At 59.4% G+C, this 26,282-nt stretch carries 26 protein-coding genes and 1 pseudogene; 10 read left to right on the top strand and 17 right to left on the bottom strand.

What is annotated here, in order from left to right:
• Positions 1–15 precede the first annotated feature (15 nt).
• The 3 genes from PSUM_RS29430 to PSUM_RS29420 all read left to right on the top strand — a co-directional run bounded on the left by PSUM_RS29430 (position 16) and on the right by PSUM_RS29420 (position 2,113).
• Positions 16–891, top strand: coding sequence for a LysR substrate-binding domain-containing protein (locus PSUM_RS29430; RefSeq protein ID WP_020800141.1), 876 nt, complete (start codon positions 16–18; stop codon positions 889–891).
• A gap of 132 nt (positions 892–1,023) precedes the next feature.
• Entirely contained in the window at positions 1,024–1,569 is a 546-nt protein-coding gene (locus PSUM_RS29425; RefSeq protein WP_083348613.1) for a chalcone isomerase family protein, read from the top strand.
• 19 nt (positions 1,570–1,588) lie between these two features.
• A complete protein-coding gene (locus tag PSUM_RS29420; RefSeq protein ID WP_083348614.1) occupies positions 1,589–2,113 on the top strand; it encodes a DUF3833 domain-containing protein in 525 nt (174 codons plus the stop codon).
• A 1-nt stretch (position 2,114) separates the two neighbouring features.
• On the opposite strand, the gene PSUM_RS29415 is transcribed toward PSUM_RS29420, so the two are convergent.
• Genes PSUM_RS29415 through PSUM_RS29390 form a run of 6 tightly spaced genes read right to left on the bottom strand, consistent with a single transcriptional unit; the run spans position 2,115 to position 7,079 of the window.
• Positions 2,115–2,612 carry a DUF2878 domain-containing protein gene (locus tag PSUM_RS29415; protein ID WP_083348615.1) on the bottom strand — a complete coding sequence of 166 codons (498 nt, stop codon included), beginning with the start codon at positions 2,610–2,612 and terminating at the stop codon, positions 2,115–2,117.
• Positions 2,613–2,614: 2 nt separating this feature from the next.
• Entirely contained in the window at positions 2,615–3,880 is a 1,266-nt protein-coding gene (locus tag PSUM_RS29410; RefSeq protein ID WP_042955760.1) for an SAM-dependent methyltransferase, read from the bottom strand.
• Complete coding sequence (locus tag PSUM_RS29405) at positions 3,867–4,658, bottom strand: DUF1365 domain-containing protein (protein WP_083348616.1); 792 nt, start codon at positions 4,656–4,658, stop codon at positions 3,867–3,869. The genes PSUM_RS29410 and PSUM_RS29405 overlap by 14 nt, the downstream gene beginning before the upstream one ends.
• Positions 4,655–5,902: an NAD(P)/FAD-dependent oxidoreductase gene (locus tag PSUM_RS29400; protein WP_083348617.1), complete on the bottom strand. Its 1,248-nt coding sequence runs from the start codon at positions 5,900–5,902 to the stop codon at positions 4,655–4,657. The genes PSUM_RS29405 and PSUM_RS29400 overlap by 4 nt, the downstream gene beginning before the upstream one ends.
• Positions 5,899–6,660 (bottom strand): SDR family NAD(P)-dependent oxidoreductase, encoded by a 762-nt coding sequence (locus PSUM_RS29395; RefSeq protein WP_083348618.1) that lies wholly within the window; start codon positions 6,658–6,660, stop codon positions 5,899–5,901. The genes PSUM_RS29400 and PSUM_RS29395 overlap by 4 nt, the downstream gene beginning before the upstream one ends.
• Positions 6,657–7,079 (bottom strand): nuclear transport factor 2 family protein, encoded by a 423-nt coding sequence (locus PSUM_RS29390; protein WP_083348619.1) that lies wholly within the window; start codon positions 7,077–7,079, stop codon positions 6,657–6,659. The genes PSUM_RS29395 and PSUM_RS29390 overlap by 4 nt, the downstream gene beginning before the upstream one ends.
• Positions 7,080–7,378: 299 nt before the next feature.
• Here PSUM_RS29390 and psrA point away from each other — a divergent pair, with 299 nt between their 5' ends.
• The 4 genes from psrA (at position 7,379) to phnX (ending at position 11,796) form a co-directional block, all read left to right on the top strand.
• Positions 7,379–8,470: an iron-containing alcohol dehydrogenase PsrA gene (psrA, locus tag PSUM_RS29385; RefSeq protein ID WP_083348620.1), complete on the top strand. Its 1,092-nt coding sequence runs from the start codon at positions 7,379–7,381 to the stop codon at positions 8,468–8,470.
• Between the two features lie 189 nt (positions 8,471–8,659).
• Positions 8,660–9,955, top strand: a complete 1,296-nt coding sequence (locus tag PSUM_RS29380; protein ID WP_033044693.1) for an MFS transporter — start codon at positions 8,660–8,662, stop codon at positions 9,953–9,955.
• A 54-nt stretch (positions 9,956–10,009) separates the two neighbouring features.
• Positions 10,010–10,882: a LysR substrate-binding domain-containing protein gene (locus tag PSUM_RS29375; RefSeq protein ID WP_020800152.1), complete on the top strand. Its 873-nt coding sequence runs from the start codon at positions 10,010–10,012 to the stop codon at positions 10,880–10,882.
• Between the two features lie 86 nt (positions 10,883–10,968).
• Complete coding sequence (gene phnX, locus PSUM_RS29370; protein ID WP_020800153.1) at positions 10,969–11,796, top strand: phosphonoacetaldehyde hydrolase; 828 nt, start codon at positions 10,969–10,971, stop codon at positions 11,794–11,796.
• Positions 11,797–11,879: 83 nt separating this feature from the next.
• Here the strand turns inward: phnX and PSUM_RS29365 are convergent, their stop codons facing one another.
• A complete protein-coding gene (locus PSUM_RS29365) occupies positions 11,880–12,824 on the bottom strand; it encodes a DMT family transporter (RefSeq protein WP_050511612.1) in 945 nt (314 codons plus the stop codon).
• A 125-nt stretch (positions 12,825–12,949) separates the two neighbouring features.
• Between PSUM_RS29365 and PSUM_RS29360 the strand changes: the two genes are divergently transcribed.
• Positions 12,950–13,849 carry a LysR substrate-binding domain-containing protein gene (locus tag PSUM_RS29360; RefSeq protein WP_033042816.1) on the top strand — a complete coding sequence of 300 codons (900 nt, stop codon included), beginning with the start codon at positions 12,950–12,952 and terminating at the stop codon, positions 13,847–13,849.
• 12 nt (positions 13,850–13,861) lie between these two features.
• Here PSUM_RS29360 and PSUM_RS32295 read toward each other — a convergent pair whose 3' ends face one another.
• The 5 genes from PSUM_RS32295 to PSUM_RS29335 all read right to left on the bottom strand — a co-directional run bounded on the left by PSUM_RS32295 (position 13,862) and on the right by PSUM_RS29335 (position 18,193).
• A complete protein-coding gene (locus PSUM_RS32295) occupies positions 13,862–14,098 on the bottom strand; it encodes an alpha/beta hydrolase family protein (RefSeq protein ID WP_225441889.1) in 237 nt (78 codons plus the stop codon).
• A gap of 61 nt (positions 14,099–14,159) precedes the next feature.
• Entirely contained in the window at positions 14,160–15,182 is a 1,023-nt protein-coding gene (locus tag PSUM_RS29350) for a transketolase family protein (protein ID WP_033042811.1), read from the bottom strand.
• Positions 15,179–16,027: a transketolase gene (locus tag PSUM_RS29345; protein ID WP_019579143.1), complete on the bottom strand. Its 849-nt coding sequence runs from the start codon at positions 16,025–16,027 to the stop codon at positions 15,179–15,181. Before PSUM_RS29345 ends, PSUM_RS29350 begins: the two co-directional genes overlap by 4 nt.
• A 17-nt stretch (positions 16,028–16,044) precedes the next feature.
• Positions 16,045–17,343, bottom strand: a complete 1,299-nt coding sequence (locus tag PSUM_RS29340; protein WP_083348621.1) for an MFS transporter — start codon at positions 17,341–17,343, stop codon at positions 16,045–16,047.
• A 100-nt stretch (positions 17,344–17,443) separates the two neighbouring features.
• Positions 17,444–18,193, bottom strand: a complete 750-nt coding sequence (locus PSUM_RS29335; protein WP_033042819.1) for an SDR family NAD(P)-dependent oxidoreductase — start codon at positions 18,191–18,193, stop codon at positions 17,444–17,446.
• 198 nt (positions 18,194–18,391) lie between these two features.
• On the opposite strand from PSUM_RS29335, the gene PSUM_RS29330 reads away from it, so the two are divergent.
• Both PSUM_RS29330 and PSUM_RS29325 read left to right on the top strand, forming a co-directional pair.
• A complete protein-coding gene (locus PSUM_RS29330; protein ID WP_033042806.1) occupies positions 18,392–19,306 on the top strand; it encodes a LysR substrate-binding domain-containing protein in 915 nt (304 codons plus the stop codon).
• 136 nt (positions 19,307–19,442) lie between these two features.
• Complete coding sequence (locus PSUM_RS29325) at positions 19,443–20,255, top strand: hypothetical protein (protein ID WP_083348622.1); 813 nt, start codon at positions 19,443–19,445, stop codon at positions 20,253–20,255.
• Positions 20,256–20,318: 63 nt separating this feature from the next.
• Here the strand turns inward: PSUM_RS29325 and PSUM_RS32515 are convergent.
• From PSUM_RS32515 to PSUM_RS29300, 5 genes and pseudogenes are all read right to left on the bottom strand, one after another.
• Positions 20,319–20,603: pseudogene (locus tag PSUM_RS32515) on the bottom strand (arylsulfatase); the annotation flags it as partial.
• A 77-nt stretch (positions 20,604–20,680) separates the two neighbouring features.
• Positions 20,681–21,130 (bottom strand): hypothetical protein, encoded by a 450-nt coding sequence (locus PSUM_RS29315; RefSeq protein ID WP_083348623.1) that lies wholly within the window; start codon positions 21,128–21,130, stop codon positions 20,681–20,683.
• Positions 21,131–21,325: 195 nt separating this feature from the next.
• Entirely contained in the window at positions 21,326–22,654 is a 1,329-nt protein-coding gene (locus tag PSUM_RS29310) for a TolC family outer membrane protein (RefSeq protein ID WP_033042802.1), read from the bottom strand.
• 1 nt (position 22,655) lies between these two features.
• Positions 22,656–23,996, bottom strand: a complete 1,341-nt coding sequence (locus tag PSUM_RS29305; protein WP_083348624.1) for an HlyD family type I secretion periplasmic adaptor subunit — start codon at positions 23,994–23,996, stop codon at positions 22,656–22,658.
• A 6-nt stretch (positions 23,997–24,002) separates the two neighbouring features.
• Positions 24,003–25,739 (bottom strand): type I secretion system permease/ATPase, encoded by a 1,737-nt coding sequence (locus PSUM_RS29300; RefSeq protein WP_083348625.1) that lies wholly within the window; start codon positions 25,737–25,739, stop codon positions 24,003–24,005.
• Positions 25,740–26,282: the final 543 nt, after the last annotated feature.

Raw genomic sequence — 26,282 nt, 5'->3', positions numbered from 1 at the left:
TATAGGTAGGCCCCCATGACGATCTCCCATACCCAGCTCAAGGCTTTCCACGCCGTGGCAATCAATGGCAGTTTCACGCGCGCGGCCGAACAGCTCTGCCTGTCCCAGCCAGCGGTGTCCGACCAGGTGCGCAAGCTTGAGGAGTACTACGGTGTGATGGTGTTTTTCCGGGACAAACGCCTGGTGCGCCTGACGGAAGTGGGCGAGCGCTTGTTCGGGCTAACCCAGCGCCTGTTCGATATCAGTGTCGATGCCCACGACATGTTGATGGACTACCGCACACTGTCGACAGGGACCCTGAACCTGGCCGTGGACGCGCCCGTGCATGTGCTGCCTTACGTCGCGCGCTTCTGTGCTCGATACCCGGGCGTGGATGTGAAAGTGGAAACGGCCAATACCGATGAGGTCCTGCAGCGGCTGTTCGGCCACCAGGCAGACATCGCCCTGCTGGGGCGCAATATCGAAGATGACCGACTGCTCAAGCTGCCCCTGCGCAGCGATCCGATGCTCGCCTTCGTCGCCCATGACCATCCCTGGGCACAACGAACTTCCATCTGCCTCGCCGACCTGGACAACACGCCCCTGGTATTGCGCGAGCAGGGCTCGGTGACGCGACTGTCCCTGGAGGAGGAGATGGCAACCGCGGGCTTGCGCATTCGCAAGGCCATCGAGGTGGAGGGGCGTGAAGCGGCCCGTGAGGCCGTCGCCATCGGTATGGGCGTCGGCGTTGTTTCGGCGGCCGAACTCGGTGCGGATTCGCGGATTCGCGGCTTGCCGATCGTCGATTGCCAGCAACGTTTTACCGAGACCCTGGTTTGCCTGCGAGCGCAGAGTTCCCGGCGCATCCTGACGACGTTCTTTGACATTGTCAGGGAGATGGCAGGGGCGTGATATCCGTGAGGGCTTGAGCTCGTCAGATACCGCCTTTCATTGCTGACCGTAGAGGTTATTAGCTGTACAAAATAAAAATTTGGTATAGCTTTTAAAGGCGTCCCTTGAGTCTTATCGAGGCCTTTGCACGATATGCAGACAGACCGCTTTATCCGCCACGTTGTCTGTCTTGTTCTGATGCTCCAGAGCCCAGGACTGTTGGCTGATTGGCGCGAGGCCCTGCCCGATGCTCGTCGGATAGGGGGCGGCGAGATGCGAATATTCGGTTTTTCCATCTACAGCGCGCAATTGTGGAGCCCACTCCTGCTTGCCGGTGATCTGCCAGGCGCGGATGTGCCTTTTGCGCTGGAGCTGACCTACCGACGCGCGATCAGTCGCGAGGATCTGGTCGAGGCCAGCATCAAGGAAATCCGCCGCCTGTCGCGCACCCCTCCGAATTCGCAATTGATGGCCCGTTGGGAGCGGGAGATGCTCAAGGCCTTTGTCGATGTGCGCGCCGGTGACCGCATCACAGGCGTCTATGTGCCTGCAGAGGGCGCACGTTTTTACGTCGGCGAGAATCTGCGGCATGTGGTGAAGGACGAGGCGTTCGCCGAAGCCTTTTTCTCCATCTGGCTTGACCCCCGAACCCGCGACCCGCAACTGCGCGACCAATTGCTGGGCATCGCCAAACCCTGAAAACATCGAGGAGATATGCATGCTGAGGATATGGCTATTGCTGCTGTGCATCGGCCTTGCAAGTTGTAGTCGGGTGGATGTGCAGACCTACAGTCAGGAAACCCCCAAGCTTGATTTGCGCGAATTTTTCGAGGGGCGGGTTGAAGCCTGGGGAATCTTTCAAAAGCGTTCAGGCGAGGTCACCAAACGCTTCCACGTAGAGATCAATGGCCACTCTGAAGGTAACCGGCTGATCCTCGACGAGTCATTTACGTACAGCGACGGTACTCGGCAGAAACGCGTGTGGACGCTCACCCCGGCCGGACCTGGCCAATGGCGTGGAACCGCTGGCGACGTGGTGGGCGAGGCGCAGGGTGAGGTGGCAGGTAATGCATTGCGCTGGCGATATGTGCTGAGGTTGCCGGTGGACGGCAAGGAGTATGAGGTTCATCTGGACGACTGGATGTACTTGATGGACGAGAACACCCTGATCAATCGCTCGTACATGTCCAAGTTCAACGTGGAGGTTGGCCAGATCACCTTGTTCTTCCGCAAGCAATCTTGAGTCAACGAGCAGGCTGTCCGGCCAGCCAGTGCAATGCCGGCATCAACATCGCCCAAATCAAAGCGAGTAACAGAATGCTGGGCCAGGTACCCAGCGGCAGGCCGACATCAGCCAACCTGGCACCTCCCCAGTAAGAGAGAGGCCCGCCAATAGCCCCTAGCAGGCTGCCTATCCACCAAGGGCGCTTTGTCCAGCTCAGGCTGTGACGCAAAGTACTGGCGAAAAGTAGCCAGAGGATTGCCAGCCAGGGCGGCAAAATGAGTGTGGCACCGGGAAACTGGAATACCCCGAGATGCAATAGAGCACTGTCCAGGACCCAGCCGCAGGCTGACACCTTCAACAGATAACGCCACTCATCAGGGGTGTTTGCAATCCATAGCAGGTGTATCGCCAGGCAGGTCATTGCCAGCAGCAACAGCCACGGCCGTTGCGCACCCAGCACACAGGCGAACCAGCCGATCTGGAACAGTCCTGCGTTGAGCAACAACCGGCCTCGCACGTTCACGCCTCCAGGCCGAAAGGCTGCGGCCGTGCCCCGGGTTTGGCGAGTAAAAGGTGCGCGGTGCCGATGCTTCGTTCCAGGAAGCCGCCCTCGCAGTAGCACAGGTAAAACTCCCACAGGCGGAAAAACGCCTCGTCATAGCCTAACGCTTCCAGGTTGTGCCGGCTGCGTCGCAGGTTCTCGTGCCACAGGCGAAGGGTGCGTGCGTAGTGAAGCCCGAAGTCCTCCATGTGATGAAGGTTCAGGTCGGTGTCGCGACTGATGGTGTGCAGCATGGTGCTCACCGAAGGCAAGGCGCCACCCGGGAAGATATAGCGCTGGATGAAGTCGACGGTTTTTTTCGCCTGCTCGTAGCGCTGGTCTCGAATGGTGATGGCCTGCAATAGCATAAGCCCGTGTTCCTTGAGCAGGTGCGCGCACTGTTTGAAGTAAGTGGGCAGGAAGCGGTGGCCGACGGCCTCGATCATCTCGATCGACACCAGCTTGTCGTATTGACCCGTCAGGTCACGGTAGTCCTGCAGCAACAGGGTGATGCGGCCTTGCAGGCACTGCTCTTCGATCAGGCGCTGGGTGTAGGCAAACTGCTCACGCGACAGCGTGGTGGTGGTGACCTTGCAGCCGTATCGGGTGGCCGCATAAATGGCCATGCCGCCCCAACCTGTGCCGATTTCCAGCAGGTGGTCGCTGGGTTTGAGATCGAGCTTTTGGCAGATGCGCTCCAGCTTGTACATTTGAGCTTGTTCAAGGCTATCGTTGCTGGACCGGAACATGGCTGCCGAATACATCATGCTGGGGTCCAGCAGGTGTTCAAACAGCGCGTTGCCCAGGTCGTAATGCGCAGAAATGTTGCGTTGCGAGCCTTGGCGTGTGTTGCGGTTGAGCCAGTGCAACGCTTTTGCCAGGGGACGGCGTAGACGTGCCAGGCCGCGCTCCATTCCATCCAGTACGTCGAGGTTGGCAACGAATACGCGAATCACGGCCGTCAGGTCGGGGCTGCTCCAGTAACCGTGGATATAGGCCTCGCCGGCGCCAATTGAGCCATTCACCGCCACCATTGGCCAGAGCGCCGCATTATGCACTTCTATCTCGCCATGCGGTGCCGCGCCAGGCTGGCCGAAGCTCAGTGGCTCTCCGTCGACGATGATGACCAAGTGTCCGTGGCGCAGGTGCGCCAGTTGATGCAAGACGCCTTTTTTCAATACACGGGCGCCTATCCCGTTGGCAGCAGAGCCACACGTTATTGGGGTCAGGCTAGGATTCGTCATGGCGAGACTCCAGGTTTGCGGTGCGGTATTCACCGGCGGCGGGTTGATGGGAAACCAGGGGCAGACGCTTGAGCAGCAGACGTAGAGCCTGCGAGTAAATGCCGAGCAGGGTCTTGGCGGTCATCCAGGGAAAGTCCAGAAGGTGGCGATGCAGGCTTTGGCGCGTCAGTTCGACGCGCTCCAGACCCAGGCCGGCTTCAAATATTTTTTGCTCACCCTGCCAATCCTGCATGTTCACGTGCAGCGTTTGGCCGGGAGCGGAAAACCGCATGCGGTACTCCAGGTCACGAGGCAGGAAGGGCGAGACGTGAAAGCTCTTGGCGACCCGGTGGCATGACTCACCGGTTGCATGGGTCGGCAGCACATAGTGGTAACGCTCTCGCCAAGGGGTATTGCTGACTTCGCAGAGAATGGCGGCCAGGCTGCCGTCGGATTCGAAGCAGTAAAACAGGTTGACCGGATTAAAGGACAGCCCCCAGCTACGGGGTTGGGTGAGCAGACAGATGCGTCCCTGCGGCGCGTGACCAAGGGCCTGTTCCACGCGCTGGCGCACTGCATCGCTCAGGCTCATGCCCTGGCGCGTTGCAAGCGGCAGGTAGTCAGTTTCGCGGAAGGCGAAGGCGGCCCAGCGCGAATGTCCGGCGAACCAGGATAAGGCCAGCACCTGCGATTGTTCCGCCAGATCGAGGTAGAGCATCCCCATGCGGTAGCGAAACCCATGGGTGCGCGGCAGCAGCCGTCGGTGGCTGACCCAGCCGCGGTACAGTGCACTGTTCACAGTTTTTCTCCGAAAGCACTCGCCACGCGCAAGGCGCTGACCACGCCGTCCTCGTGGAAACCGTTGGCCCAGTAGGCGCCGCAGTAGTAGCTGAACTGGGGCCCCTGTAATTCTTGCCAACGCGCTTGTGCGGTCATGCCTGCCTGGCTGTATTGCGGATGGGCGTAGCGGAAGCGATCGAGGATTTTGCCGGGGTCGATGGCTGCGGTCTGGTTCAGGCTGACGCAAAAGGTGGTGTCGCTCGAAAGCCCCTGGAGGATATTCATGTTGTAGGTAACAGCTGCCAGGTGCTGGGCTGAGCCGCCGAGGCGGTAGTTCCAGCTCGCCCATGCTCGGCGACGGTTGGGCAGCAGGCGGGTGTCGCTGTGCAGCACGACATCGTTTTCGGCGTAATGCAGTGCACCGAGTATCTCTCGCTCGGCTCGGCTGGGAGCGGCCAACAGGCGTAGCGCCTGATCGCTGTGACAGGCGAACACAACGTTGTCAAAACGTTTGCTTCCGGTCGCACAGTGCAGGGTGACCCCGCCCAGGTCACGTTCCACGCGATACACCGGGCAGTTAAGGTGGATACGCTCGACAAAGCCGGCACTCAACGCCGCTACGTATTGGCGCGATCCGCCGCTGACCACACGCCATTGCGGCCGGTGGGTGACGGACAAGAGGCCGTGATTTTTACAAAAGCGTACGAAGAACTGCAGCGGAAAACGCTGCATGTCGCCCAGTGACATCGACCAGATCGCCGACCCCATAGGGACGATGTAATGTTCGATAAAACGCTGGCCGTAGCCGTTTTCCCGCAAGTAGGCGCCCAGCGTGGTGTCGGCAGTGATGCGCTGTTCTTCCAGATCACGTGGGGCTTGGCGGTTGAAACGCAAGATCTCGCGCAACATGCCCCAGAAGCCAGGTGAAAGCAGATTGCTTCGCTGGGCAAACACTTGGTTGAGGTTGCCGCCGTTGTATTCAATGCCGGTGTGCGGGTCCTGGACCGAAAAGCTCATCTCGGTGGGTTGCGAAGCCACGCCGAGTTGATCCAGCAGACGGATGAAGTTGGGATAGGTCCAGTCGTTGAAGACGATAAAACCCGTATCGATGGCATGGCGTTCGCCCTTTACTTCAACCTCGACCGTATGGCTATGGCCACCGATCCAGTCACTGGCTTCGAACACAGTGATGTCGTGTTTGCGGTTGAGCAGGTAGGCGCAGGTCAGGCCGGAAATACCGCTGCCGATGATGGCTATTTTCATGAAGACTCTTCTGTGACCGGACGCGCCATGCGTCTGCCCAGCGTCAGTTGCAGGCGTTGGGGCAATAACGCTAATGCGCGCAGAGCGGCAATGAATGGCCAGGGAAATGCAATGTCCAGGGGGCGTTTTTCCAGGCGGGTGGCGATGTAGGCGGCAGCTTTGCCGACCGGCCAACGCATCGGCATCGGGAAATCGTTTTTTTGCGTGAGTGGCGTATCGACGAAGCCCGGGCTGACGAGCGTGACGTCGATACCTTCGTGAGCCAGGTCGATGCGTAAGGACTGAAACAGGTAGCGCATTGCCGCCTTTGAGGCGCCATACGCTTCGGCGCGCGGTAACGGCAAATAGGTCACCGAGCTGCACACGGCCACCAGATGCGGCCGCTGAGCCTTGCGTAACAGTGGTAGGGCGGCTTCCACGCAATAGGCGGCGGAAAACAGATTGGCCCGCATCACGCGTTCAATCATGTCGGCTTCAAAGACGCCGGCGTCCACATACTCGCAGGTTCCAGCGTTGAGGATGACCTGATCCAGATGGCCCCAGACTTGCCCGATTCGCTCGCCCATGGCTTGAACCTGGCGTGGATCGGTCAGGTCGCCCGGCAGCAGAAGTACCTGCTGCGGATGACCCCTGTGTAATGTTTCCAGGGCCTTTGCATTGCGTGCGCTGACGGCCAGGAAATGGCCTTGGGTCAATAAAATTTCTGCCAGGGCGGCACCAATGCCGCTACTGGCTCCAGTGAGCCAGATGCGTTTCATGCCAATCGCCCCTTTAGCCAGCCAATCGCGGTTCCCATTAGAGGCAAGTGCTCATAGAGCAGAGCGCCTGCATCAAAGTAGTCGCAATGCTGATACACCTTCTTGTGCCAAAGCAGGTACGAACAGCCCACCACCTCTATGAGTTGGCCATGGCTCAAGCGGGGGTGGCGATAATGCAGGGTCCAGCGTAGATAACCGGCGCCGTCTTGCACCTGGTCATAGCCGTGGAAGGTGAAACCCAGCTCACTGACGTTGGCATACAGCTCAGTAAAATATTCTTCCAGCGCTGTCAGGCCCTGGATCTCATGGAGCGGATCACTGAAGCGTACGTCGTGACTGTACAGATGCTTGAGGTTGTGCAGATTGCTGCCGTCCAGCGCTGCAAATTCGCTGGCAAAACATCGCAAGAAATCAGCCACGTCGTGTCTCCATTGCAGGCAGGCATGGAATTTCCCCGCCTCTTTTTCTTGTACAGGCGCATGGGGTTTGTATAGTTATTTGAAGAATAGGACGTTGCCTGTACAAGTCAACTTTTTTGTACAACTTTTCTGAGGGGGAGGGATTTTCATCAGTTCATGAGCGCGTCAGGTACCCGCTGCCAACGTTGATCGGCTGGTATCGGCTGAGCCTATGCACACCTGCGAATTATCGATTTGTGCGGTTAACCTCGGGCCGTGAGTATGGCGCCACGTCTTACAACAACAAGTAGAGGACCGCCATGATCGCCCGATTCCATAATCCTGTTGACACTCGTCTGGGCTACAACAGCCTTGTAGAACTTGCCTCGATCACCGAAAACCAAAAAGTTGCCCTGGTGATCTTTCCCGAAGCGCGTGGGTTGGGACTGGTCGATCGCATTCAGGATTTGCTCGGCGAGCGGCTGATATACATCGTCGAAGATGTCCAGCCCAATCCCGATGTCGCTCAATTGCGTGGCACCTATGAGCGCTTCTGGCAGGAAGCGGGCGATTGTCAGACAGTCATCGCCGTTGGCGGAGGCAGCGCCATCGATACGGCCAAGGCATTGATCGTGGGGACGCAGTCGGGTCGCTTCGATGAACTGGTCGCCTTGTTGGCAACGGGCAGGCCCTTTGTTCCAGCCCACAGCAAAGCGCTGATTGCGGTTCCCACCACGGCAGGCACCGGCAGTGAGGTCACCCCATGGGCGACAATCTGGGATACCGAAGGACAGAAAAAATACTCGCTGCACCTGGATTGCACCTGGCCCAAAGTGGCGATCGTTGATCCCGGTCTGATGCTCACTGTTCCAGCGGGTGTCACGGTTTCAACCGGTCTGGACGCGTTGTCTCATGCGCTGGAGTCCATCTGGAACATCAACGCCAATCCGGTTTCGGACACCTTCGCGATCTCCGCGATCGAAGACATTCTTGAGTGCCTGCCGCTGTTGCGGCATGACCTGGGCAGCAAGGAACTGCGTTCACGCATGGCACTGGCCGCGCTCAAGGCCGGGCTGGCCTTTTCCAATACCAAGACGGCGCTGGCCCACTCCATTTCCTACGAAATGACGCTGCGCCACGGCCTGCCCCATGGCATCGCCTGCTCCTTCACCTTGCCCCTGGTCCTGGGCCTTGCTTGGGGACGTGACGAAGCGCGCGACAGGGTCTTGAAACGGGTGTTCGGCAAAGACCTCGACGAAGCGCAGGCACAGCTGCGCAATTTCCTCCACAGCCTCGATGTAAAGACCGAGTTTGCCGACTATGGCGTTACGCAAGAGGAAGCCCGGGAGATGATCGAGTTCGCACTGCAGGGCGCACGAGGCAGGAATTTCATCGGCGCACACGCCGCCTGACACGTGCCCCCAGCCCCCCCCTGTAGGAGCGAGCATGCTCCGGGCGGCGTTCCGACGATGGTCGTTAACGATAACGCTGGCAACCTGACACCCCGCGGCGCTCTCAGACTCATCGCGAGCATGCTCGCTCCTACAAAGGTGCGCCCTCCGATTCGCCTGGAGGGTACGAACAATAATAAGGAAAAGATCATGAATCGTGCCCAAGCTTTACCGAGTCTGGCAGTCTCCACGTCCTCATTCCGCGTCGCGCAATGGCGCATGCTGTTGGCGGCGATGTTCTGCTACCTGTTTTTCTACACCGGTCGACAAACGTTCGGTTTCGCCATCCCGGGCATCCAGGCAGAGTTCGGTTTTACCAAGGAACATCTTGGCTGGGCATCGGCTGCCATGTTGTGGGCGTATGCCATCGGCCAGGCAATCAATGGCAATCTTGCCGACAAGTTCGGTGGGCGCCGCATCATGACGGCCGGTGCCGTGTTGTCGTGTGCAGCCAATTGGATCACCAGCTTCGCCGGTAGCTTCGTCGCGCTCATTTTACCCTGGGGCATCAATGGATACTTTCAGGCATTAGGCTGGGCGCCAGGCAGTCGGCTGATCTCCAATTGGTGGAGTACCGGCGAGCGGGGCAAAGTCTATGGTTTTTACGTGTTCGCTGCCGGTTGTGCCTCTGTCCTGTCCTACGTGACCTCAATCGTTGTGCTTGAAGTGCTGCAACTGGAGTGGCGCTGGATCTTCCGCCTGCCGGTTCTGCTGATGCTGGCAGGGGGCATCGTGTTTTACCTGGTGGCGCGCGAGCGACCGCAGGACATGGGCTTCGAGCCGCTCGCCGATACCGGTGTGGCCAATGCCGATGACAAGAATCACGAAGTCGCCCACGGCGAACTCGAAACCTCGGCGCAGCGCTACAAAGCCGTGCTGAAAAACTACCGCTTGATCATCGCTGCAATCTCCCTGGGGTTCCAGAATGCCGCTCGCTACGGTCTTATCGTCTGGGTGCCGGTGCATTTTCTGGGCGCCGACTGGAAAAGCGGCGACAGCCTGATCGATCCCAAGTGGATCACAGTTGCCCTGCCGGTGGGCATGGCCATCGGTGCGCTCAGCAATGGCTGGATCTCGGACAAACTGTTCGGTTCAAAACGCTACCTGGCGATCATGCTCTACATGTTCCTCGGCGCAGGCACCAGCCTGTGGATGTGGAGCCTTGCGCCTCACAGTGCCGTCGGCCTCGTGGCGTTGTTTCTCTGCGGGTTCTTTGTCTATGGTCCGGCGTCGAGTTTCTGGGCACTGTGCCCGGACCTGGTCGGCGCCAAGCGCGCGGGCACCGCGACCGGCATCATGAATTTCTCCTCCTACCTTTTCGCAGGCCTGGCGGAACCGCTGATCGGCAGTATGCTCGACAGTACCGGCAACACGTCGTTGATCTTCATCGTGGTCACGTCTGCCTGCCTGTGCAGCGCAGCGGTCGCCTTGTTCATCAGGCGTTGATTGCTGTTTACACCGGTGTGAATCAGGGCTGCGGCTCAGGAACAGGATCTTTTCATGTACCAGTACCACAAGTGGCTGCGTTCCTTTCATGCGGTGGCCAAGACCGGCAGTTTCACCCTGGCCGCCGAGTACCTGAGCGTTGGGCAACCGACAGTCAGTGAGCAGGTCACGGCGCTGGAAAAGAAGTTTTCCGTGGAGCTCTTTCATCGACGCGGGCGCATCGTCGAGATGAGCTCCGCGGGACACAAGCTGTATGCCATCACCCAGGGTCTCTTTGGCCAAGAGGACGAAGCCGTGCAACTTCTACAGAGTTTCAAGCAACGTAAAACCGGGATGTTGCGCCTGGGTGCCGTCTCGCCGCCCATTGCAATGAACCTGACGTACGAGTTGATGCAGCGGCATCCGGACATTGAGTTGGAAACATCATTCTCGCCGGAAAAAGAGACCCTGGACCGCCTGTTCAATTTCGACATCGACGTGGCCATCCTGGCGCTGTCCGAATTCGACCAGCGTTTTGATACGCAGCTTTATCGGCGTTATCCAATCATTGCCGTCGTGCGCGACGATCACCCCTGGGCTGCGCAGAAGGCGGTGCACGTTGAACAGATCAGCGACGAGAAGTGGGTCCTTCGGGAAAAAAGCTCCCGCACTCGCCAACTGGTGGAGGAGAGTTGCGATCGCCTTGATGTCGACCTGAACTGCGTCATGCAATTGAACAGCCGCGAAGCCATCGTTCACGCCATCGCCAAGGGAATCGGCATCGGGTTCGTATCGGCTGTCGAATACGCCGAAACGCCGGGAACAAAGCCAATCACCTTTGTCGATCATCCGTTTTTCATTGATTACCACCTGTGTTGCCTGGGTATTCGCAGAAACCGGCCGATGATCGCCGAGCTGTTCGATTCCAGTCCGATCCCGGCCACCTGATCGCCTGATCGGTATCAAGCCTCAATAACCTTACCTCCTGGCGACAGGGGGGACGGGCATCCCTTAGCCAAAAATGGAGACTCACCATGCATTATCAACAACCTTCCCAATTGCAAGCCGTGGTCCTGGACTGGGCGGGCACCGTCGTGGATTTCGGTTCCTTCGCACCGACGCAGATTTTCGTCGAGGCCTTTGCCGAGTTTGGCGTCGCGGTGTCCCTGCAAGAAGCCCGCGGGCCGATGGGCATGGGCAAGTGGGACCACATCCGCACGCTGTGCAACGAGCCGCAGATCGCCGCGCGCTACCACGCCGTGTTCGGCCGGTTGCCAACCGACGATGATGTCACCGCCCTCTACGAGCGTTTCATGCCGCTGCAGATCGAGAAAATCGCCCTGCATTCGGCGTTGATTCCCGGTGCACTCGAGACCATCAACGGCCTGCGCGACAAGGGCCTGAAAATCGGCTCCTGCTCCGGCTACCCGGCCGTGGTCATGGAAAAAGTCGTGGAGCTGGCGCGCCAGAACGGCTATGTCACCGACCACGTGGTGGCCACCGACGAAGTGCCCAACGGACGCCCGCACCCGGCGCAAGCCCTGGCCAACGTCATTGCCCTTGGCATCAGCGACGTCGCCGCCTGCGTGAAGGTCGACGACACCTGGCCGGGCATTCTCGAAGGTCGCAGCGCGGGAATGTGGACGGTGGCGCTGACCTGCTCCGGCAATGCATTGGGCCTGACCTATGACCAATACAAAAACCTGTCAGCCGACGAACTGAGCGAAGCGCGATCACGCATTACCCGGATGTTCGAAGGTTCGCGCCCGCACTACCTGATCGACACCATCGTCGATTTGCCGGCGGTCATTGAAGACATCAACGCTCGCCTTGCGCGCGGCGAGGTACCTCAATGCTGCTGATGGTTTTTTGAGTGTTATCGCTACCGGCCTGTTTTGGCGCAACAGGGCAGGCGGGTAGCGTCTGTGGGATTCGCCAGCAGCGGCTACGGCTCGGCATGTTTCACCGGGACCACGCGGTGACGCTTCGCCGCCCAGACCACACCCCCCACCAGCAACACGATCGAGATCACTTCCATCAGGCCAGGCACCCGCTGGCTGAACAGAAAACCGTAGACACAGGCAAACAGCGTTTCGAACACGATCATCTGGCCGCTCAGCGACGTGGCCATTCGACGCGAGCAGGCATTCCATAGCCCATTGGCAAGCCACGAACCACACAGTGCCAGGAACAGGCAGACCCACAGCAAAGCCATCCAGCGACTGCTTTCAACCTGAGCGGGGACCAGGTTCGGGAATAACATCAAGGCGGCGATGCCGAACACGACCGCCACGATACCCGTCACGATGCCCACCAGCGTCGACCATTCGCTGCTGTTGAAATGGCTCTGCTTGAGATAGCGGGCATTGTGGGTGGCGTACCACGACCAGCAGACGACAGCGCTGAAGCCACAGGCCAGGCCGAGTAAACGGGAAGACAGCGAAGTACTCGCCGCCGGCGCGCCTGAGTGTTCCAGGCTCACCGATACGATGCCCAGGAATACCAGCAACAAAGGCAGCTTGAGCTTAGACAGGGGCAGGGACCCAGGATCACCACGCCCCAGGAAGGTAATGGCAACCGGCATCATGCCATTAATCAGGGCGGCCGCCGTCACCCCGCTCAGTTGTACGGAAGCACCCAACAGGGCGTAGTTCAGGACGTTGCCAGTCAATGACAAACGCAACAGCATAAACACATCGTTGCGCGTCAATCGGGCGAGCAGGCTTGATGCAATTGGCAAAGCCAGCAGAAGCGAGATCAGCCCATAGAGGGAAAACCGCACACTGCTGATCAGCACGGCATTGAATTCGGGCAGCAACGAAGGGCCGATAATCACCCCACCCCAGATGGCGCCTGCCAATATCGCAAATACGATCCCACTGTTCATCATCTCGGCTCTGACAGGCTGTTTAGCGGCATTCTAGCCATGGTATATAAGCGCTACCTGCGATAAATATTCGGCCACCCATTCCGCAGGGGAATGTCGGGTCGCAGTCGTCAGCCAGGAGAATCCTCATCAACCGTTATTTGCGTACCTTGCCCCCCTTGGAGACCCTGATCACATTCGAGGCCGTGGGACGGCACAAAAGTTTCACGGGTGCCGCTGGCGAACTGTTCCTGACCCAGAGCGCCGTGAGCAAACAGATGCGCCAGCTCGAGGACGGCATGGGCGTGGCGCTGTTCGAGCGCAAGCCACGGGGTGTCGCGTTGACCGGCGCAGGCGAGGAGCTTCTGATGACGGTCAACATGCTGCTCGCCACGATGTACCAGAGCGTCACGCGAATCCGCAATGTCCATCAGTCCAACGCCGTCTCGGTGCTGGCGACCCATGCCCTGGCCCAGTTCTGGTTGTTCCCCAAGTTGATCGAATTCAACAAGGCGTACCCCGACATCGCCGTGCACGTTCACGCGATCAACGAGTTCGACGAGGCCAGCCTCAATGATTTCGACGTGGGCATTCTCTACGGTTCTGGCCAATGGCCCTCGCTGGACAGCGATTTCCTGCTGCCGGAAATCGTCTATGCCGTGGCGCATCCTTCACTGGATGTCTCGGGAATCAAGACGCTGGAACACTTGGCGCAAGCCAACCTGGTGCAGATCGACACCTGCGCCTGGCAATGCCTGGACTGGCGCCAGTGGTTCGGCCACTTTGGCATCGACTACGTGGCGCGGGACAAAGCCCCGGTCTTCAACCAGCTGACATTGGCCTATCGTGCCGTCCAGCAAGGCATGGGTATTGGCCTTGCATGGACGTTCATGGCGGATGAGGCGCTGGCCAAGGGCGAATTGCAGCGGGTTACGCCGTTCGAATGTGTGACCGGCAATGGCGAATTCCTGGTGTCGCTCAAGCATCGCAAGCGCTCTGCCTCTGCCGAGATTTTTCGCCAGTGGCTCCTTGGCTCGCTGGGCGACTGAGCAAGGTACGGCTCAAGGCACCTTGAAGAATTCTTTCAGTGAACGAAGGATATCGAGATGGGATTGCGCAATGATGCGTCCTGGATTCTGGTCGAACATATGCGGGGCACCCGGATAGACGTGAAGCTCTACAGCGACGCCTGCGCGCGACAATCTCCGGATGGTCGGCAGCGTATCGAGCGACCATGGGTCCGTGCCAGGGTTCAGGAAGCTGTGGAAGTCTGGATCAAGCAGTTCATGTGGCTTCAAGGTTCCCCTCCCTTCGCATCGAGCTCAATGGCACCTGTTTCCAGGTGCCGGGTCCTCGCTGTCAAAGCCAGGCTTTGATTTGAGTACAAACGGCTTGAGTCGAAATACCGTAGCGATCATGCAGCGTCGGCAAGGCGCCGGCATCGAGGAACGCGTCGGGCAAGGCGATCTGCCTGAAGGTGGGCGTCACCCCGTTGCGCAGCAGCACCCCGGCAACGGCCTCGCCGAGCCCACCGATAATGGAGCTGTTTTCTGCAGTCACGACAAGGCGACCGGGCTTTCTGGCTTCGGCAAGAATGGTTTGCTCATCCAATGGTTTGATCGTCGGCACATGCAGCACAGCGACATCGACGCCGTCCGCCTGCAGCTCCTTGGCCGCTTCCAGTGCGCGCATCGTCATCAAGCCGGTGGAGATGACCAGCACATCGTTACCGGTGCGCAGGGTCTTGGCTTTGCCGATCTCGAACGTGTAGCCGTACTCGTCCAGCACCAACGGCACATTGCCGCGCAACAGGCGCATGTAGACCGGCCCTTGATGCGCGGCGATGGCGGGTACGGCCTGTTCGATTTCCAGGGCGTCGCACGGGTCGACGATCATCAGGTTGGGCATGGCGCGGAAGATGGCCAGGTCGTCCGTGGCCTGGTGGCTTGGGCCGTAGCCGGTGGTGAGGCCGGGCAGGCCGCAGACAATCTTGACGTTGAGGTTTTCCTCGGCAATGGCCATGCAGATGAAGTCATAGGCACGGCGCGACGCGAACACCGCGTAGGTGGTGGCGAACGGCACGAAGCCTTCGCGGGCCATACCGGCAGCCGCGCTCATCAGTAATTGTTCGGCCATGCCCATCTGATAGAACCGGTCGGGATGTGCCTTGGCGAAGATGTGCAGGTCGGTGTACTTGGACAGGTCGGCGGACAGCCCGACGATGTCCGAACGCTGATCCGCCAGGGCGGCCAATGCATGACCAAACGGCGCTGATCTGGTGGCTTGGCCTTCCGAGGCAATCGAGGCGATCATCGCAGAAGTCGTCAGGCGCTTCTTGGCAGGCGTAGCCGTGGAAGTCGGAGTGTTGGCTGCGGTGCTCATTGGTTGTTTCCTTCTTCAAGGTTGCTCAGTGCCAGATCCCATTCGTGTTCTTCCACGCGGATGAAGTGAGTCTTTTCCCGGGTTTCGAGGAAAGGCACGCCTTTGCCCATTCTGGTGTCGCAGATGATCACCCGAGGTTGCGCGCCAGGGTGGTTGCGCGCGGCATCGAAGGCCGTGACCAGTGCCTCCAGATCATTGCCATCGACGCGCTGGGTGAACCAGCCAAACGCCTGCCAACGATCGACGATGGGTTCGAACGAAAGGATTTCACTGGAGTAGCCGTCGGCCTGCTGGTTGTTGACGTCGACAATCGCGATCAGGTTGTCGAGCTTCCAGTGCGACGCCGACATCACCGCTTCCCAGGTCGAGCCTTCATTCAGTTCGCCGTCCGACAGCAGGTTGTAGACGAAGGCTGTGGAGCCTTTGCGCTTGAGGCCCAGACAGGCACCGACGGCGATACCCAGGCCCTGGCCGAGCGATCCACCGGTGATTTCCATTCCCGGGGTGTAGGCGGCCATGCCCGACATCGGCAGGCGGCTGTCATCGGCGCCGTAGGTTTCCAGTTCGTCCAGCGGGATGATCTCGGCTTCGATCAAGGCGGCGTACAGCGCAATGGCGTAGTGACCGATCGACAGGTAGAAGCGATCGCGGGCTTCCCATTCCGGGTCTTCGGGCCGGTAGCTCAGGGCGTGGAAGTAGGAGACGGCCAGCAGGTCGGCGGCGCCGAGGGCCTGGCCGACGTAGCCTTGGCCCTGGACCTGACCCATGCGCAAGGCATGGCGGCGAATGTTGTGGGCGCGTTGCGCCAGCGTCGTGGATGACGTGAATGCAGGATGAGCAGTCATGGTGAAACTCCAATGAATCAACGATTGACCGAGGCGGCGGGGATGCGCAGCACCAATGTGGCCCCGAACAGCAGTACGCCAGTGATCAGGTACATGCCGATGGCGCTGGAGCCGGTCTGAGTGGTGACCCAGCCAATCAGGTAAGGCGAACAGAAGCCGGCGAGGTTGGCGAAGCTGTTGACCGCGGCGATGCCCGCGGCGGCGGACACGCCTCCGAGCAACGTGGTGGGTAGCATCCAGAACATCGACGTCGCGGACAGGATTCCGGAAGCGGCCAGGCACAGACTGAGAATCGAGAGCAGTACATTTCCACCCATCAGTCCGGCCAGGCTCAACCCGATGGCACCGGCGATCATCGGTACGATGAGGTGCCAGCGACGTTCACGATGTTTGTCACCACTGCGTCCGGCATACAGCATGGCCGCAATTGCGCAGAGGTAGGGCAGGCTGCTCAGGAAGCCGATATGCAATGGATTGGAAACCCCCGCATTACGCACCAGGGTCGGCAGCCAGAAGGTGATGGCGTACTGGCCCATGACCACGCAGAAGTAAATCCCGGCCAGCAACCACAGGCGACGGTCGCGGATGAACTCACCCACCGAGGCATGGGTGACTTTCTGCTGGTCGTCCTCGGCCAGTTCGCGGCTGATCAGTGCTTTCTCGTCATCATCCAGCCAGCTGGCCTGATGCACGCCGTCCTTGAGGTAGCTCAGTACCAGCAGGCCAATAAGGACGGTCGGCACGGCTTCCAGGACAAACATCCACTGCCAGCCGGCCCAGCCATGCATCCCGGCGAAGTGGTTCATGATCCAGCCGGAGAGCGGGCCACCGACCATCCCTGACAGCGGAATGGCGATGAACCACAACACGGTCATGCGCGCACGTCGGTAGGAGGGAAACCAGTAGGTCAGATAGAGCAACAAGCCCGGCGCCAGGCCGGCTTCGGCGATGCCCAGCAGGAAGCGCAGGGCATAGAATTGCCAGGCGGTTTCAACGAAGGCGAACAACGCAGAAACGATGCCCCAGGTGATCATGATGCGCGCGATCCAGACCCGCGCACCGACCTTGTGCAGGATGATATTGCTGGGCACTTCACAGAGGAAGTAACCGATGAAGAACATGCCGGCGCCCAGTCCGTAGACCGCTTCGCTGAGCGCCAGGTCGTTCATCATCTGCAGCTTGGCAAAGCCGACGTTGACGCGATCAAGGTAGGCGCACAGGTAGCACAGCATCAGGAAAGGCATCAGGCGCCAGGCCGTTTTACGGTAAGCGTTGGAACGCACGGTCGAAACCGCTTCGAGCGACAGGGTCGTCATGATGGTCTGATCTCTTGTTTTTATTGACCGCCAGGCCATCAGGCCAGGCTGCGTCATCGATCCAGAACCGCACGGGCCGCGCAGGCCCGCCCAGGTGAACTCAGTGAATCAGCATGCCGCCGTTCACATCCAACGTGATGCCGGTCAGGTAGGATGATAGGTCGCTGGCCAGGAACAGGGCGGCGTTGGCGACATCCTGAGCGGCACCGAGTCGGCCCAAGGGAATGCCGTCGATGATCGCGTGGCGGCGATCGTCCTGCATCAGGCCGCCGGTGATGTCGGTGTGAATCAAGCCAGGGGCGATGGAGTTGACGCGAATGTTGTCCGGCCCCAGTTCCCGTGCCATGGCTTTGCCCAGGCCCAGGACACCGGCCTTGGCCGCACTGTAATGGGGGCCACCGAAGATGCCACCTCCACGCTGGGCCGAAACCGACGACATGCACACAATACTGCCGCAGGTCTGTTGGCGCATGACCGGAATAACGGCTTGCGACATGAGCAGGGTGCCGCGCAGGCTGACGTCCAGCACCTTGTCGTAATCGCTAGGACGGATATCGAGCGTCTTGAGCGGTTGGGTGATGCCGGCGTTGTTGACGAGGATGTCGATGCGCCCGAAGTGCTCGATGATTTTCGCGACAGCCTGCTGCACCTGGGATTCGTCAGCGACGTTGGCAGCCAGACCGAGATGACCTTCGCCCAGTGAGGCAGCGGCATCGCGAGCGGCGGATTCGTCCAGATCGAGAATCACCACGCGTGCGCCCTGTTGCGCAAAAGTGGTCGCCGTAGCACGGCCGATGCCGCGTGCGGAAGCTGCACCGGTGATGATCGCGACTTTGCCTTGAAGAAGCATGGAAGAGTACCTCTGATTGTTTTTGTTGGGTCGGTCCACGAAGAACCGATGACTCAGCTTGTTCTCCAGAAAGGCGCTGAGCAATAACGCAAACTTCACTGGGTGCTGAAAAAAATTCAGCACTCGCCAACGATCTCTTCCAATGTTTGAATAGCTGCACGCCCGGCCCAAGCCACTTGCAGCGGAATAACAATAATCATGAGTTCACCTGGCGATGTACCTCCTATCCTGCCACCCCTGAAAGCCATTCAGGCCTTCGAACAGACGGCCCGCTTCGGCAACGTCGCCCGCGCCGCCGAACTGCTTGACCTGACCCCCTCGGCCGTCAGTCATCAGTTGGCCAAGCTGGAAGCGATGATCGGGCGGCAGCTGTTCCTCCGAACGGCCAGGGGGGTGACATTGACGCCTGTGGGTGAGCAATACCTCACTGAGGTTTCCGGCATTCTGCACAGCCTGGCGGTGGCCACCGAACGCGCCTCCAGCGATGTCAGCCTTGACTGCCTGCGCTTGCACTCATCCCCCAGTTTCGGCCTGTTGTGGTTGATGCCGCGCCTCGAGCAATTTCGCCAGAGCCATCCCGACATACAGCTCAACCTTTCGTGCTCATACGAATCACTGCATTTCAGTCGCGACAAGATCGACCTGGATATCCGCCACGGCATGCCCAACTGGCCAAGTTTTGAAGTGCGTACGGTGCGCAATGAAAAAATCGCGGTGATGGCGTCGCCCAAACTCCTGGAAAAACGCCCCGTCCGGGCGGTGGCGGATTTGCTGGACTGCAATCTGATCCTGTCGGAGGCGACGCTGATCAAGTGGCCGCAACTGTTCGCCCAACATGGCCTGGCACGCCCCGAAAAACCCTATACGCTCAGCTTTGACCGTTCCTACATGACACTGGAGGCAGCCAGCCACGGGCTTGGTTTTGCCCTGGAAAGCACGCTGTTGGCTCAGGACTATCTGGCGCGTGGAACCTTGGTCGAGGTAGCGCCGCAATTGAGCGCACCCATTACCGCGCACCACCTGGTTTTTCCCAGAGCCCATGCAAACTTCCCTCGGGTGAGAAAATTCCTGGAGTGGATGCAGAAAGAGTTGGGGCATGACTTCAGTTACTGATTTCGATGTCATGACACGTCAGTCACTCGTCAGCGTGGCCACTTGAAACTGAACTAAGCTATTCGGGGCCGTTGCGTATCGAGGCGGTCCAACCGCTGGGGTAGTGCACATTCTCGCTATCGAGAAGGAGCTACTGATGAGCAAAGTCTTTCACCTAATTCCCGTGGCGCTGGCGATTCTTTGGCCCGACATCGGTCGAACTGCCGACAGCCAGGCGGAGCTGGCCAAGCAATCATTGAATCCGGTGGCCGCGCTCTACAGCGTGCCCATCCAGTACAACTGGAACCAGAAACTCGGGCCCACTGGCGAGGGCTACCAAAGCGTCACCAACATCCAGCCGGTGCTGCCTTTTACCCTCAATGACGAGTGGAACCTTATTTCCCGAACCATCCTGCCAGTCATCGATCAACACGGTTTGGTGCCGGGAGGGCAGGCGGACAAGTCCGGGGTCGGCGATGTGACCCAGAGTTTCTTTTTTTCACCCAAGCATCCGACCGCGAGCGGCTGGATCTGGGGGGCCGGACCGGTAATCCTGGTGCCAACCGGCAGCGATGAGCTATTGAGCGGTGAACAGTGGGGGGCCGGCCCCACCGTGGTCGTCCTTAAACAAAACGACGGCTGGACCCGCGGTATCCTGGCCAATCACATCTGGTCGCTGGACAACAGCCCGCCTGACGATAAAGAAAAAATCAACCAGACCTTTCTGCAGCCGTTCTTCAGCTACACCACCCATACCTATACGACCTTCGGCGTTAACACCGAATCAACCTATGACTGGCAGACCCGCGAATGGTCGGTGCCGATCAACCTCTTCGTCACCCAGCTGTTCAAAGTGGGGCATCAGCCCATGAGCTTGCAAGTGGGCCCGCGGTATTGGGCAGACAGCCCGAAAGATGGCGCACAAGGCTGGGGATTTCGGGTGGCGTATACGCTGTTGTTTCCCAAGTGATGCCAGCCCCACCGATGCATCCTCAGGCATCCATGGCGGGCTTGCAAACGCCAAGACGGTGCAGTTACCCGCTGGCTGCGGCAGGTTGATGCCTTCTTTTTTCAGGACGTCACGCACGTACTGGAATTTCGGGTATTGCGACAGTTCGATCGGCCCGTCATAACCCATGCTTTGCAGTTTGCGCGGTGGGTAATCCGCGCAGGTTTTCATCAGCTTGATGATTGCGTCCGTGATCGGCACCCTCGTCCAGATACGCTCGGTAAAGTTGTTCATGAACAGGTCATAGCGTTCCTGCGGGTCTTGCCACGAGTCAAAGACCTGCGGCACGGTGACCACATTTTTGTGCGCAAGATAAACACCCACGTGGACACGCTGGAAAAATCGCCACATCCGACGTGAGCCGGCTGAAAATGACTACGGGTGGTTCATCGAGTCGCGTGCGCAATATCGCCGCAGAAAATATCGGCGCTGCCATCTTCGGGTGATGTACGCACGACAACCGAGTACTTGCCGGAGAGCAGGTCTGGCAGTGTTATCGGCGCGCTCCTGTAGAAGGTCCAGCCACCAGTGCCAGCATTGGGTTCAGTGTTGACCTTATCGTTCATGGCGAACGCGGCTGGCCCGGGTTGCTGGCAACTGCCCTTGTTGATGAAGGTGTAGAGGCGCGGCGGCAAGATGGTTCCGTTTGGAACGCCGGTTATGTAGAAATCAAAGTTGGTTTGATTGCCTTCGCCAGTCAATGTGGTCGTGGCCGTATGACCAGGGTTGCGGTGGGTCGCTGCCAAGGGCAAATTCATTGACGGGTGTGATGAACTGGAACAGCCCAAGAGCGTTGCGGTGATCAACAGTGCGGACAGGGGGAGAGAGGGTTTCATTGCCAACCTCCAATAATGGAAGAAGTGCGGTGGTGGGACTATTGGGTATAGCTCAATAACGTCGCATTGCATTCAGGAGCAACTTTTTCTTATGGGTCCTTGAATCCCATCCACGGATTTCCCGATAAGCGCCCGCGGGATGTTGCTCATCAACGGATTGCCGTCGATATCACTCCATCAGCTCGCAGGGGAAAGTCAGTTGGTGACTAACAGTTCCGGGCCCAGGTAGTTGTTGATGTGGTCGATATCGTCGTCGCCCAGGCTACCCACCGAAGAGGCCAGGCGCAGGCGCGACATCAAGTAGCGCAGTTTTGCTTCGAACAGATCGTGGCGCGCAACGAAGAGCAGCTCTTCGGCATTGAGCACGTCCGAGTTGGTGCTGGTGCCTCCTTCCTTGAAGCCCTTGCGCGTCGAAGCCAGTGAGCGTTCGTTTGACGCCACTGCCTTCTCCAGTGCGTGGATACGCTGAGCGCCGCTCTGTACGCCTTGATACTCGCGGGTGGTACCGGTGATGACTTCCTGGCGCGTGGCGTCGAGCTCGTCCATGGCCTTGTAGCTATTGGCACTGGCCTGGCGTGCCAGAGCGCTGGTGCCGCCACCGCTGTACAACGGGAAGTTGACTTCCAGCCCGATTGAACTGTAGCGGTTGCGTTGATTCAACTCTGAGATTGACTGGCTATCGCCTGCGGTATAGCCGGCGACGAAATCCAGTGTGGGCCAGTGGCCGGCCTTGGCGCGCTTCACTTCTTCTTCGGCAAGGGCGCTGCTATGACGGCGCGCATGGATCAGCGGGCTATCGGCCTGGGCTTTGACCAGCCAGTCCTGCAGATTGCTCGGTAGCAGCGGCGGTGTAGCGAAATTCGGCTGCAGGGTGGTCAGCGATTCGGGGGGTTCACCTATATATTCTTCCAGCTTGCGGCGCGCATTGACCAGGTTGTCCTGCGCTTCAATCAGTTCAGCCTCGGCGAGATCGCGGCGAGCGACCGACTCGTCGATGTCGGTGATGGTGCCGGCACCCAGTTCCATGCGGCGTTTCGCCGAGGCGAGTTGCTCTTCGAACGCGTTCAGCTTGGATTTGGCCAGGAGGATGGTTTCGCTTGCCAGGAGCACGTCGAAATAGCTCTCGGCCAAGCGCACTGCGGCGTCCTGACTCTTGGCATCGAACACCGCGACGCTGTAGTCGGCACGCTGCTTGCCCTGGCGGTACTCGGCCATCTTCTGTTTGTTGAACAGCGGCTGGCGCAGGCGCACGTTGGCGCCCTTGGAGTCGTAGTCCAGATCCCTGTCGAGGCCGTTCTGGCGTTGGGTGCCATTGACCTTGTTGTCGTAGGCCGAGGCATTGACCTGCGGCAGCAGGCCGGCCTTGCCGATGGCGCGGTTTTCCTCGCCGGCGGCTTTTTCATGCACGGCGGCGCGGTAGATGGGGCCTTGGTACTGCAACAGATCCCAGGCTTGTTTGAGGTCCATGGCGCTGGCCGGCAGGGACAGCCCCAGCAGGCAGAAGACTATGCAATGACGGTCCATTTCATTGTTCCTTAAAGGAGCTGTCCACGCGTTCGAGCATCGGTTTGAGCAGATAGCTCATCAAGTTGCGCTCACCGGTCTTGATGGTGACGCTGGCGGGCATGCCGGGGCGAATGTGATTGCTGCCAAGCAGCCTCATGCCATCGGGAGTGACTTCCACCTGGGCCAGATAGAACGGTTGCTTGCTTTCCTCGTCGAGCAGGCGGTCGGCGGAGATGGTCTTCACGCGGCCGGGAATGTTTGGCGTCTGGGCATGGTTGAAGGCCGGGAAGGCAATATCCACGGGCAGGCCGGGGACCATCTTGTCGATGGCCTGCACGGGAATCATTGCGTCGACCTGCAGCGGCTCGTTGACCGGAACGATTTCCATGATCTTGAAGCCGGGCTGAATGACTCCCCCGACGGTGGCAATGCTCAGGGACTGGACCATGCCGTCGATGGGCGACCGTATCACCGTGTGGGTCACTTCATAGTCCAGCGCGCGCAAGCGGTCGGCCAGGGTGGTATTTTCCTTGGCGGTTTCAGTCAGCTGTGATTCGACTTCCTTCAGGTAATCGTGCTGGCGCTGCAGGATGCGCAACTTGATTTCGGTAGCCTGGCTACGCACGCGAGCGATGTTGTTGAGGTTCTCGGCCTGGCCGGCCGAAAGGTCGGCGTTGCTGCGTTCCAGCTCAAGCAAGCGGTTGCGCGGCACATAGCCTTCGGCCGCCAGAACTCGGGTGCCTTGCAGTTCCTGGTTGAGGAAGTTGATTTGCGAGGTGCGGGCGCCATAGACCTGCTGCAGGCCCTTGAGCTGCACCTGCGACGCCGCCAGGTTTTCCTCCAGGATGCTGATTTCACCCGCCAGGCCGGCACGCCGGGTGTCCAGTAGACGCTGTTGCAGGTCCATGGCGGCTACCAGGCGGTGGTCATTGCCGAAGCGCTTGAGCAGTTCGGGATCGAAGATCACCACATTGCGCGCGTCACGTTCCGCTTCCAGCCGGTTTTCCACCGTCTTGCTGACGATGTACTGGGCGCCAACCGCACCCTGTTCGGCAGCGGCACGTAACGAGTCGAGGCGCACCAGCTCCTGGCCCTTGGTCACCACATCGCCTTCGCGAACGAGAATGGCCTCCACAGTGCCGCCACTCAAATGCTGCACGGCTTTGCGGTTGCTGGTGACTTTGACCGTGCCAGTCGCCACCACGCCGGCATCCAGCGGCGCCAGCCAGGACCACAGGAGGAAGCCGCCGAAGCCGGCAAGCACCAGCCACACGCCCCAGCGCGCGGGCTTACTGACGTCCAGGTCTACCACGCTCCTGGGATCGGCTTGAATCATCTCGGTGTGTTGGCTCATCTGCATGATCGGTCACTCCCGTGCTTTGACGGAGGCCAGCGGGGTCGGCGCGCCTGCAGGCATCACACTGGCCTTGCGCAGCGCTGCGAATACTTCGTCACGCGTGCCGAGCATCTGCACGCCGCCGTCACGCAGCATCAGTACCTTGTCGACGGCGCACAGTACGTTGGGACGGTGGGAGATCAGAATGACGGTGGCACCGCGGGCCTTGAGTTCGGCCAGGGCATCGACCAGGGCCTTTTCGCCGACGTCGTCGAGGTTGGCGTTAGGCTCATCCAGCACGATCAGGTTGGGCTCGCCATACAGTGCGCGGGCCAACGCGATGCGTTGCTTCTGGCCACCCGACAGCGGGCTGCCATCGGTGCCCAGTCGAGTGTCATAACCCTGGGCAAAGCGCAGGATCATCTCGTGCACGCCAGTGCTCCTGGCAGCGCGAATGACCGCGTCGCTGTCCACTTCGCCAAAGCGCGCAATATTGTCGGCGATGGTGCCTTCGAACAGCTCTACGTCCTGTGGCAGGTAGCCGAGCCAGGGGCCAAGTTCCCCCTTGTTCCAACTGAATATGTCCGCGCCATCCAGGCGTACTTTGCCGGCCTGCGCCGGCCAGACGCCAACCAGCAGGCGGGCGAGGGTGGATTTGCCCGAGGCGGATGGGCCGATCACGCCAAGGCTTTCGCCGTGGGCAAGGCTGAAACTCACTCCGCGCAGGATTGTGTTGTTGGTGGCGGGGGCACCGGCATACACATTCTCCACCGCCAGCATGCCCAGCGGACGCTGTAATGGCATGCTCGGTGGTCGGCGCGGATAGTCGTGCAGCATCTCGTTGAGCCGGCCCCAGGCCGAACGGCAACCGAGCAGTTGCTTCCATGACCCGATAACCTGTTCCACCGGACCCAGTGCGCGGCCGGTGAGGATCGAACAGGCAATCATCATCCCCGGGGTGATCTTGCCTTCGATCGCCAGCAGCGCGCCGGCGCCGAGGATCAGCGACTGCAACGTGATACGCACGAAGCGCCCGGTGCTGCTGATGAGGGCGGCGCGGTCGGAGGCCAGGGTCTGCATTTCCAGTATGCGCAAATGGCTTTGGTACCAGCGCTTGCTGATCGACGGCAGCATGCCCATGGCCTCGATGACTTCGGCATTGCGCAGGTTATTGTTGGCGTAAGTGGCGGAGGAGAGGGCGGCCTGGTTGGCTTCGGCCAGTGGCTTTTGCGTCGCCTTCTCGGTGAGATAAGCCAGGCCTACCAAAATCAGCGAGCCGATCAGTGTGATCAGTCCGAGCAGCGGGTGGATCAGATAGGCGACCAGCAGGTAGATCGGCGTCCATGGCGCATCGAAGAAAGCGAACAGGCCATTGCCGGTGAGAAACTGGCGAACTTGCGAGAGATCCTGCAGGGCCTGGGCCGGATTGCCGCCGGCGCGGCTCAGGTTGCGCTCGAAAGCAGCGGTGAAGATGCGCCGGTTAAGGTCCATGTCGAGGCAGTTGCCGACCCGGATCAGTACACGGGTGCGGACCATTTCCAGTGTGGACATCAGCAGGAACAGCCCTATCACCAGCAAGGTCAACATCGTCAATGTTGTGACATTGCGACTGACCAGGGCCCGATCGTAGACCTGCAGCATGTACACCGCTGGCGTCAACATCATGACGTTGATAACGCCACTGAACGCTGCCAGCGAGTAAAAACTGCGGCGCAGGCGAAATATCGCGTCGGACAGTTCTGAGCGAGTGCTCGACTGCTTTTGCATTTGCGTCCTCCCCACCGAAAAGCCAGGTTGGCCATTCGGCGCACCCGCTACCGGTAAATGTGATTGACTATCAGATAGATGTAGATCTCCAGGTAACTCGTCGGCTTGAGCAGTCGTTTTTTTTTGTAATTCACATGCAGCAGCGTAGGTGGCGTTTGTTTCTCTAGCGATACAGTTTTAAATAACATTTCGCTCTAATATTGCTTAGCATTTCCTATATATCCTTTAATAACAGTAGGTTGGCATTTCCAATGCCGGTCGTCTGTTTTTGCGGCGTAATATTGACAGTTTTTTGCTATGGAACTTTAGTCATGTTCAAAGATCGCCCCCCGGAAGCCAGCCAAAACTTTGGCATTGCAAGGCGGTGATTTTCCCGAGGGAGCAAACATGTCGATCCATTTGATCTTTTGCGAAGTGACACAGTCGTTCAGGAAGTTCACTTCGACTTCCCAATTCCATGGCCCACCCACAGCTCGGGATCGCTCTGCCTGATCGCTCGGCGACCCATCCATTTCGCGAATTCCAGGCGCGCATTTCACGGGC

It is taken from the genome of Pseudomonas umsongensis (genome assembly GCF_002236105.1).
GTDB lineage: Bacteria > Pseudomonadota > Gammaproteobacteria > Pseudomonadales > Pseudomonadaceae > Aquipseudomonas > Aquipseudomonas umsongensis.
Note: the sequence above shows the minus strand (reverse complement) of the source record. Positions and strands in the feature narration are given on the sequence as shown.

Bases quoted from the DNA above. Each gene is read 5' to 3' on its own strand.
- PSUM_RS29410 (WP_042955760.1), bottom strand. From the start codon at position 3,880: ATGACGAATCCTAGCCTGACCCCAATAACGTGTGGCTCTGCTGCCAAC.
- psrA (WP_083348620.1), top strand. From the start codon at position 7,379: ATGATCGCCCGATTCCATAATCCTGTTGACACTCGTCTGGGCTACAAC.
- PSUM_RS29315 (WP_083348623.1), bottom strand. From the start codon at position 21,130: ATGAAACCCTCTCTCCCCCTGTCCGCACTGTTGATCACCGCAACGCTC.
- PSUM_RS29430 (WP_020800141.1), top strand. From the start codon at position 16: ATGACGATCTCCCATACCCAGCTCAAGGCTTTCCACGCCGTGGCAATC.
- PSUM_RS29310 (WP_033042802.1), bottom strand. From the start codon at position 22,654: ATGGACCGTCATTGCATAGTCTTCTGCCTGCTGGGGCTGTCCCTGCCG.
- PSUM_RS29340 (WP_083348621.1), bottom strand. From the start codon at position 17,343: ATGACGACCCTGTCGCTCGAAGCGGTTTCGACCGTGCGTTCCAACGCT.
- PSUM_RS29305 (WP_083348624.1), bottom strand. From the start codon at position 23,996: ATGCAGATGAGCCAACACACCGAGATGATTCAAGCCGATCCCAGGAGC.
- PSUM_RS29345 (WP_019579143.1), bottom strand. From the start codon at position 16,027: ATGACTGCTCATCCTGCATTCACGTCATCCACGACGCTGGCGCAACGC.
- PSUM_RS29380 (WP_033044693.1), top strand. From the start codon at position 8,660: ATGAATCGTGCCCAAGCTTTACCGAGTCTGGCAGTCTCCACGTCCTCA.
- PSUM_RS29365 (WP_050511612.1), bottom strand. From the start codon at position 12,824: ATGATGAACAGTGGGATCGTATTTGCGATATTGGCAGGCGCCATCTGG.
- PSUM_RS29330 (WP_033042806.1), top strand. From the start codon at position 18,392: ATGAGTTCACCTGGCGATGTACCTCCTATCCTGCCACCCCTGAAAGCC.
- PSUM_RS29375 (WP_020800152.1), top strand. From the start codon at position 10,010: ATGTACCAGTACCACAAGTGGCTGCGTTCCTTTCATGCGGTGGCCAAG.
- PSUM_RS29335 (WP_033042819.1), bottom strand. From the start codon at position 18,193: ATGCTTCTTCAAGGCAAAGTCGCGATCATCACCGGTGCAGCTTCCGCA.
- PSUM_RS29395 (WP_083348618.1), bottom strand. From the start codon at position 6,660: ATGAAACGCATCTGGCTCACTGGAGCCAGTAGCGGCATTGGTGCCGCC.
- PSUM_RS29300 (WP_083348625.1), bottom strand. From the start codon at position 25,739: ATGCAAAAGCAGTCGAGCACTCGCTCAGAACTGTCCGACGCGATATTT.
- PSUM_RS29400 (WP_083348617.1), bottom strand. From the start codon at position 5,902: ATGAAAATAGCCATCATCGGCAGCGGTATTTCCGGCCTGACCTGCGCC.
- PSUM_RS29325 (WP_083348622.1), top strand. From the start codon at position 19,443: ATGAGCAAAGTCTTTCACCTAATTCCCGTGGCGCTGGCGATTCTTTGG.
- PSUM_RS29420 (WP_083348614.1), top strand. From the start codon at position 1,589: ATGCTGAGGATATGGCTATTGCTGCTGTGCATCGGCCTTGCAAGTTGT.
- PSUM_RS29425 (WP_083348613.1), top strand. From the start codon at position 1,024: ATGCAGACAGACCGCTTTATCCGCCACGTTGTCTGTCTTGTTCTGATG.
- phnX (WP_020800153.1), top strand. From the start codon at position 10,969: ATGCATTATCAACAACCTTCCCAATTGCAAGCCGTGGTCCTGGACTGG.
- PSUM_RS29350 (WP_033042811.1), bottom strand. From the start codon at position 15,182: ATGAGCACCGCAGCCAACACTCCGACTTCCACGGCTACGCCTGCCAAG.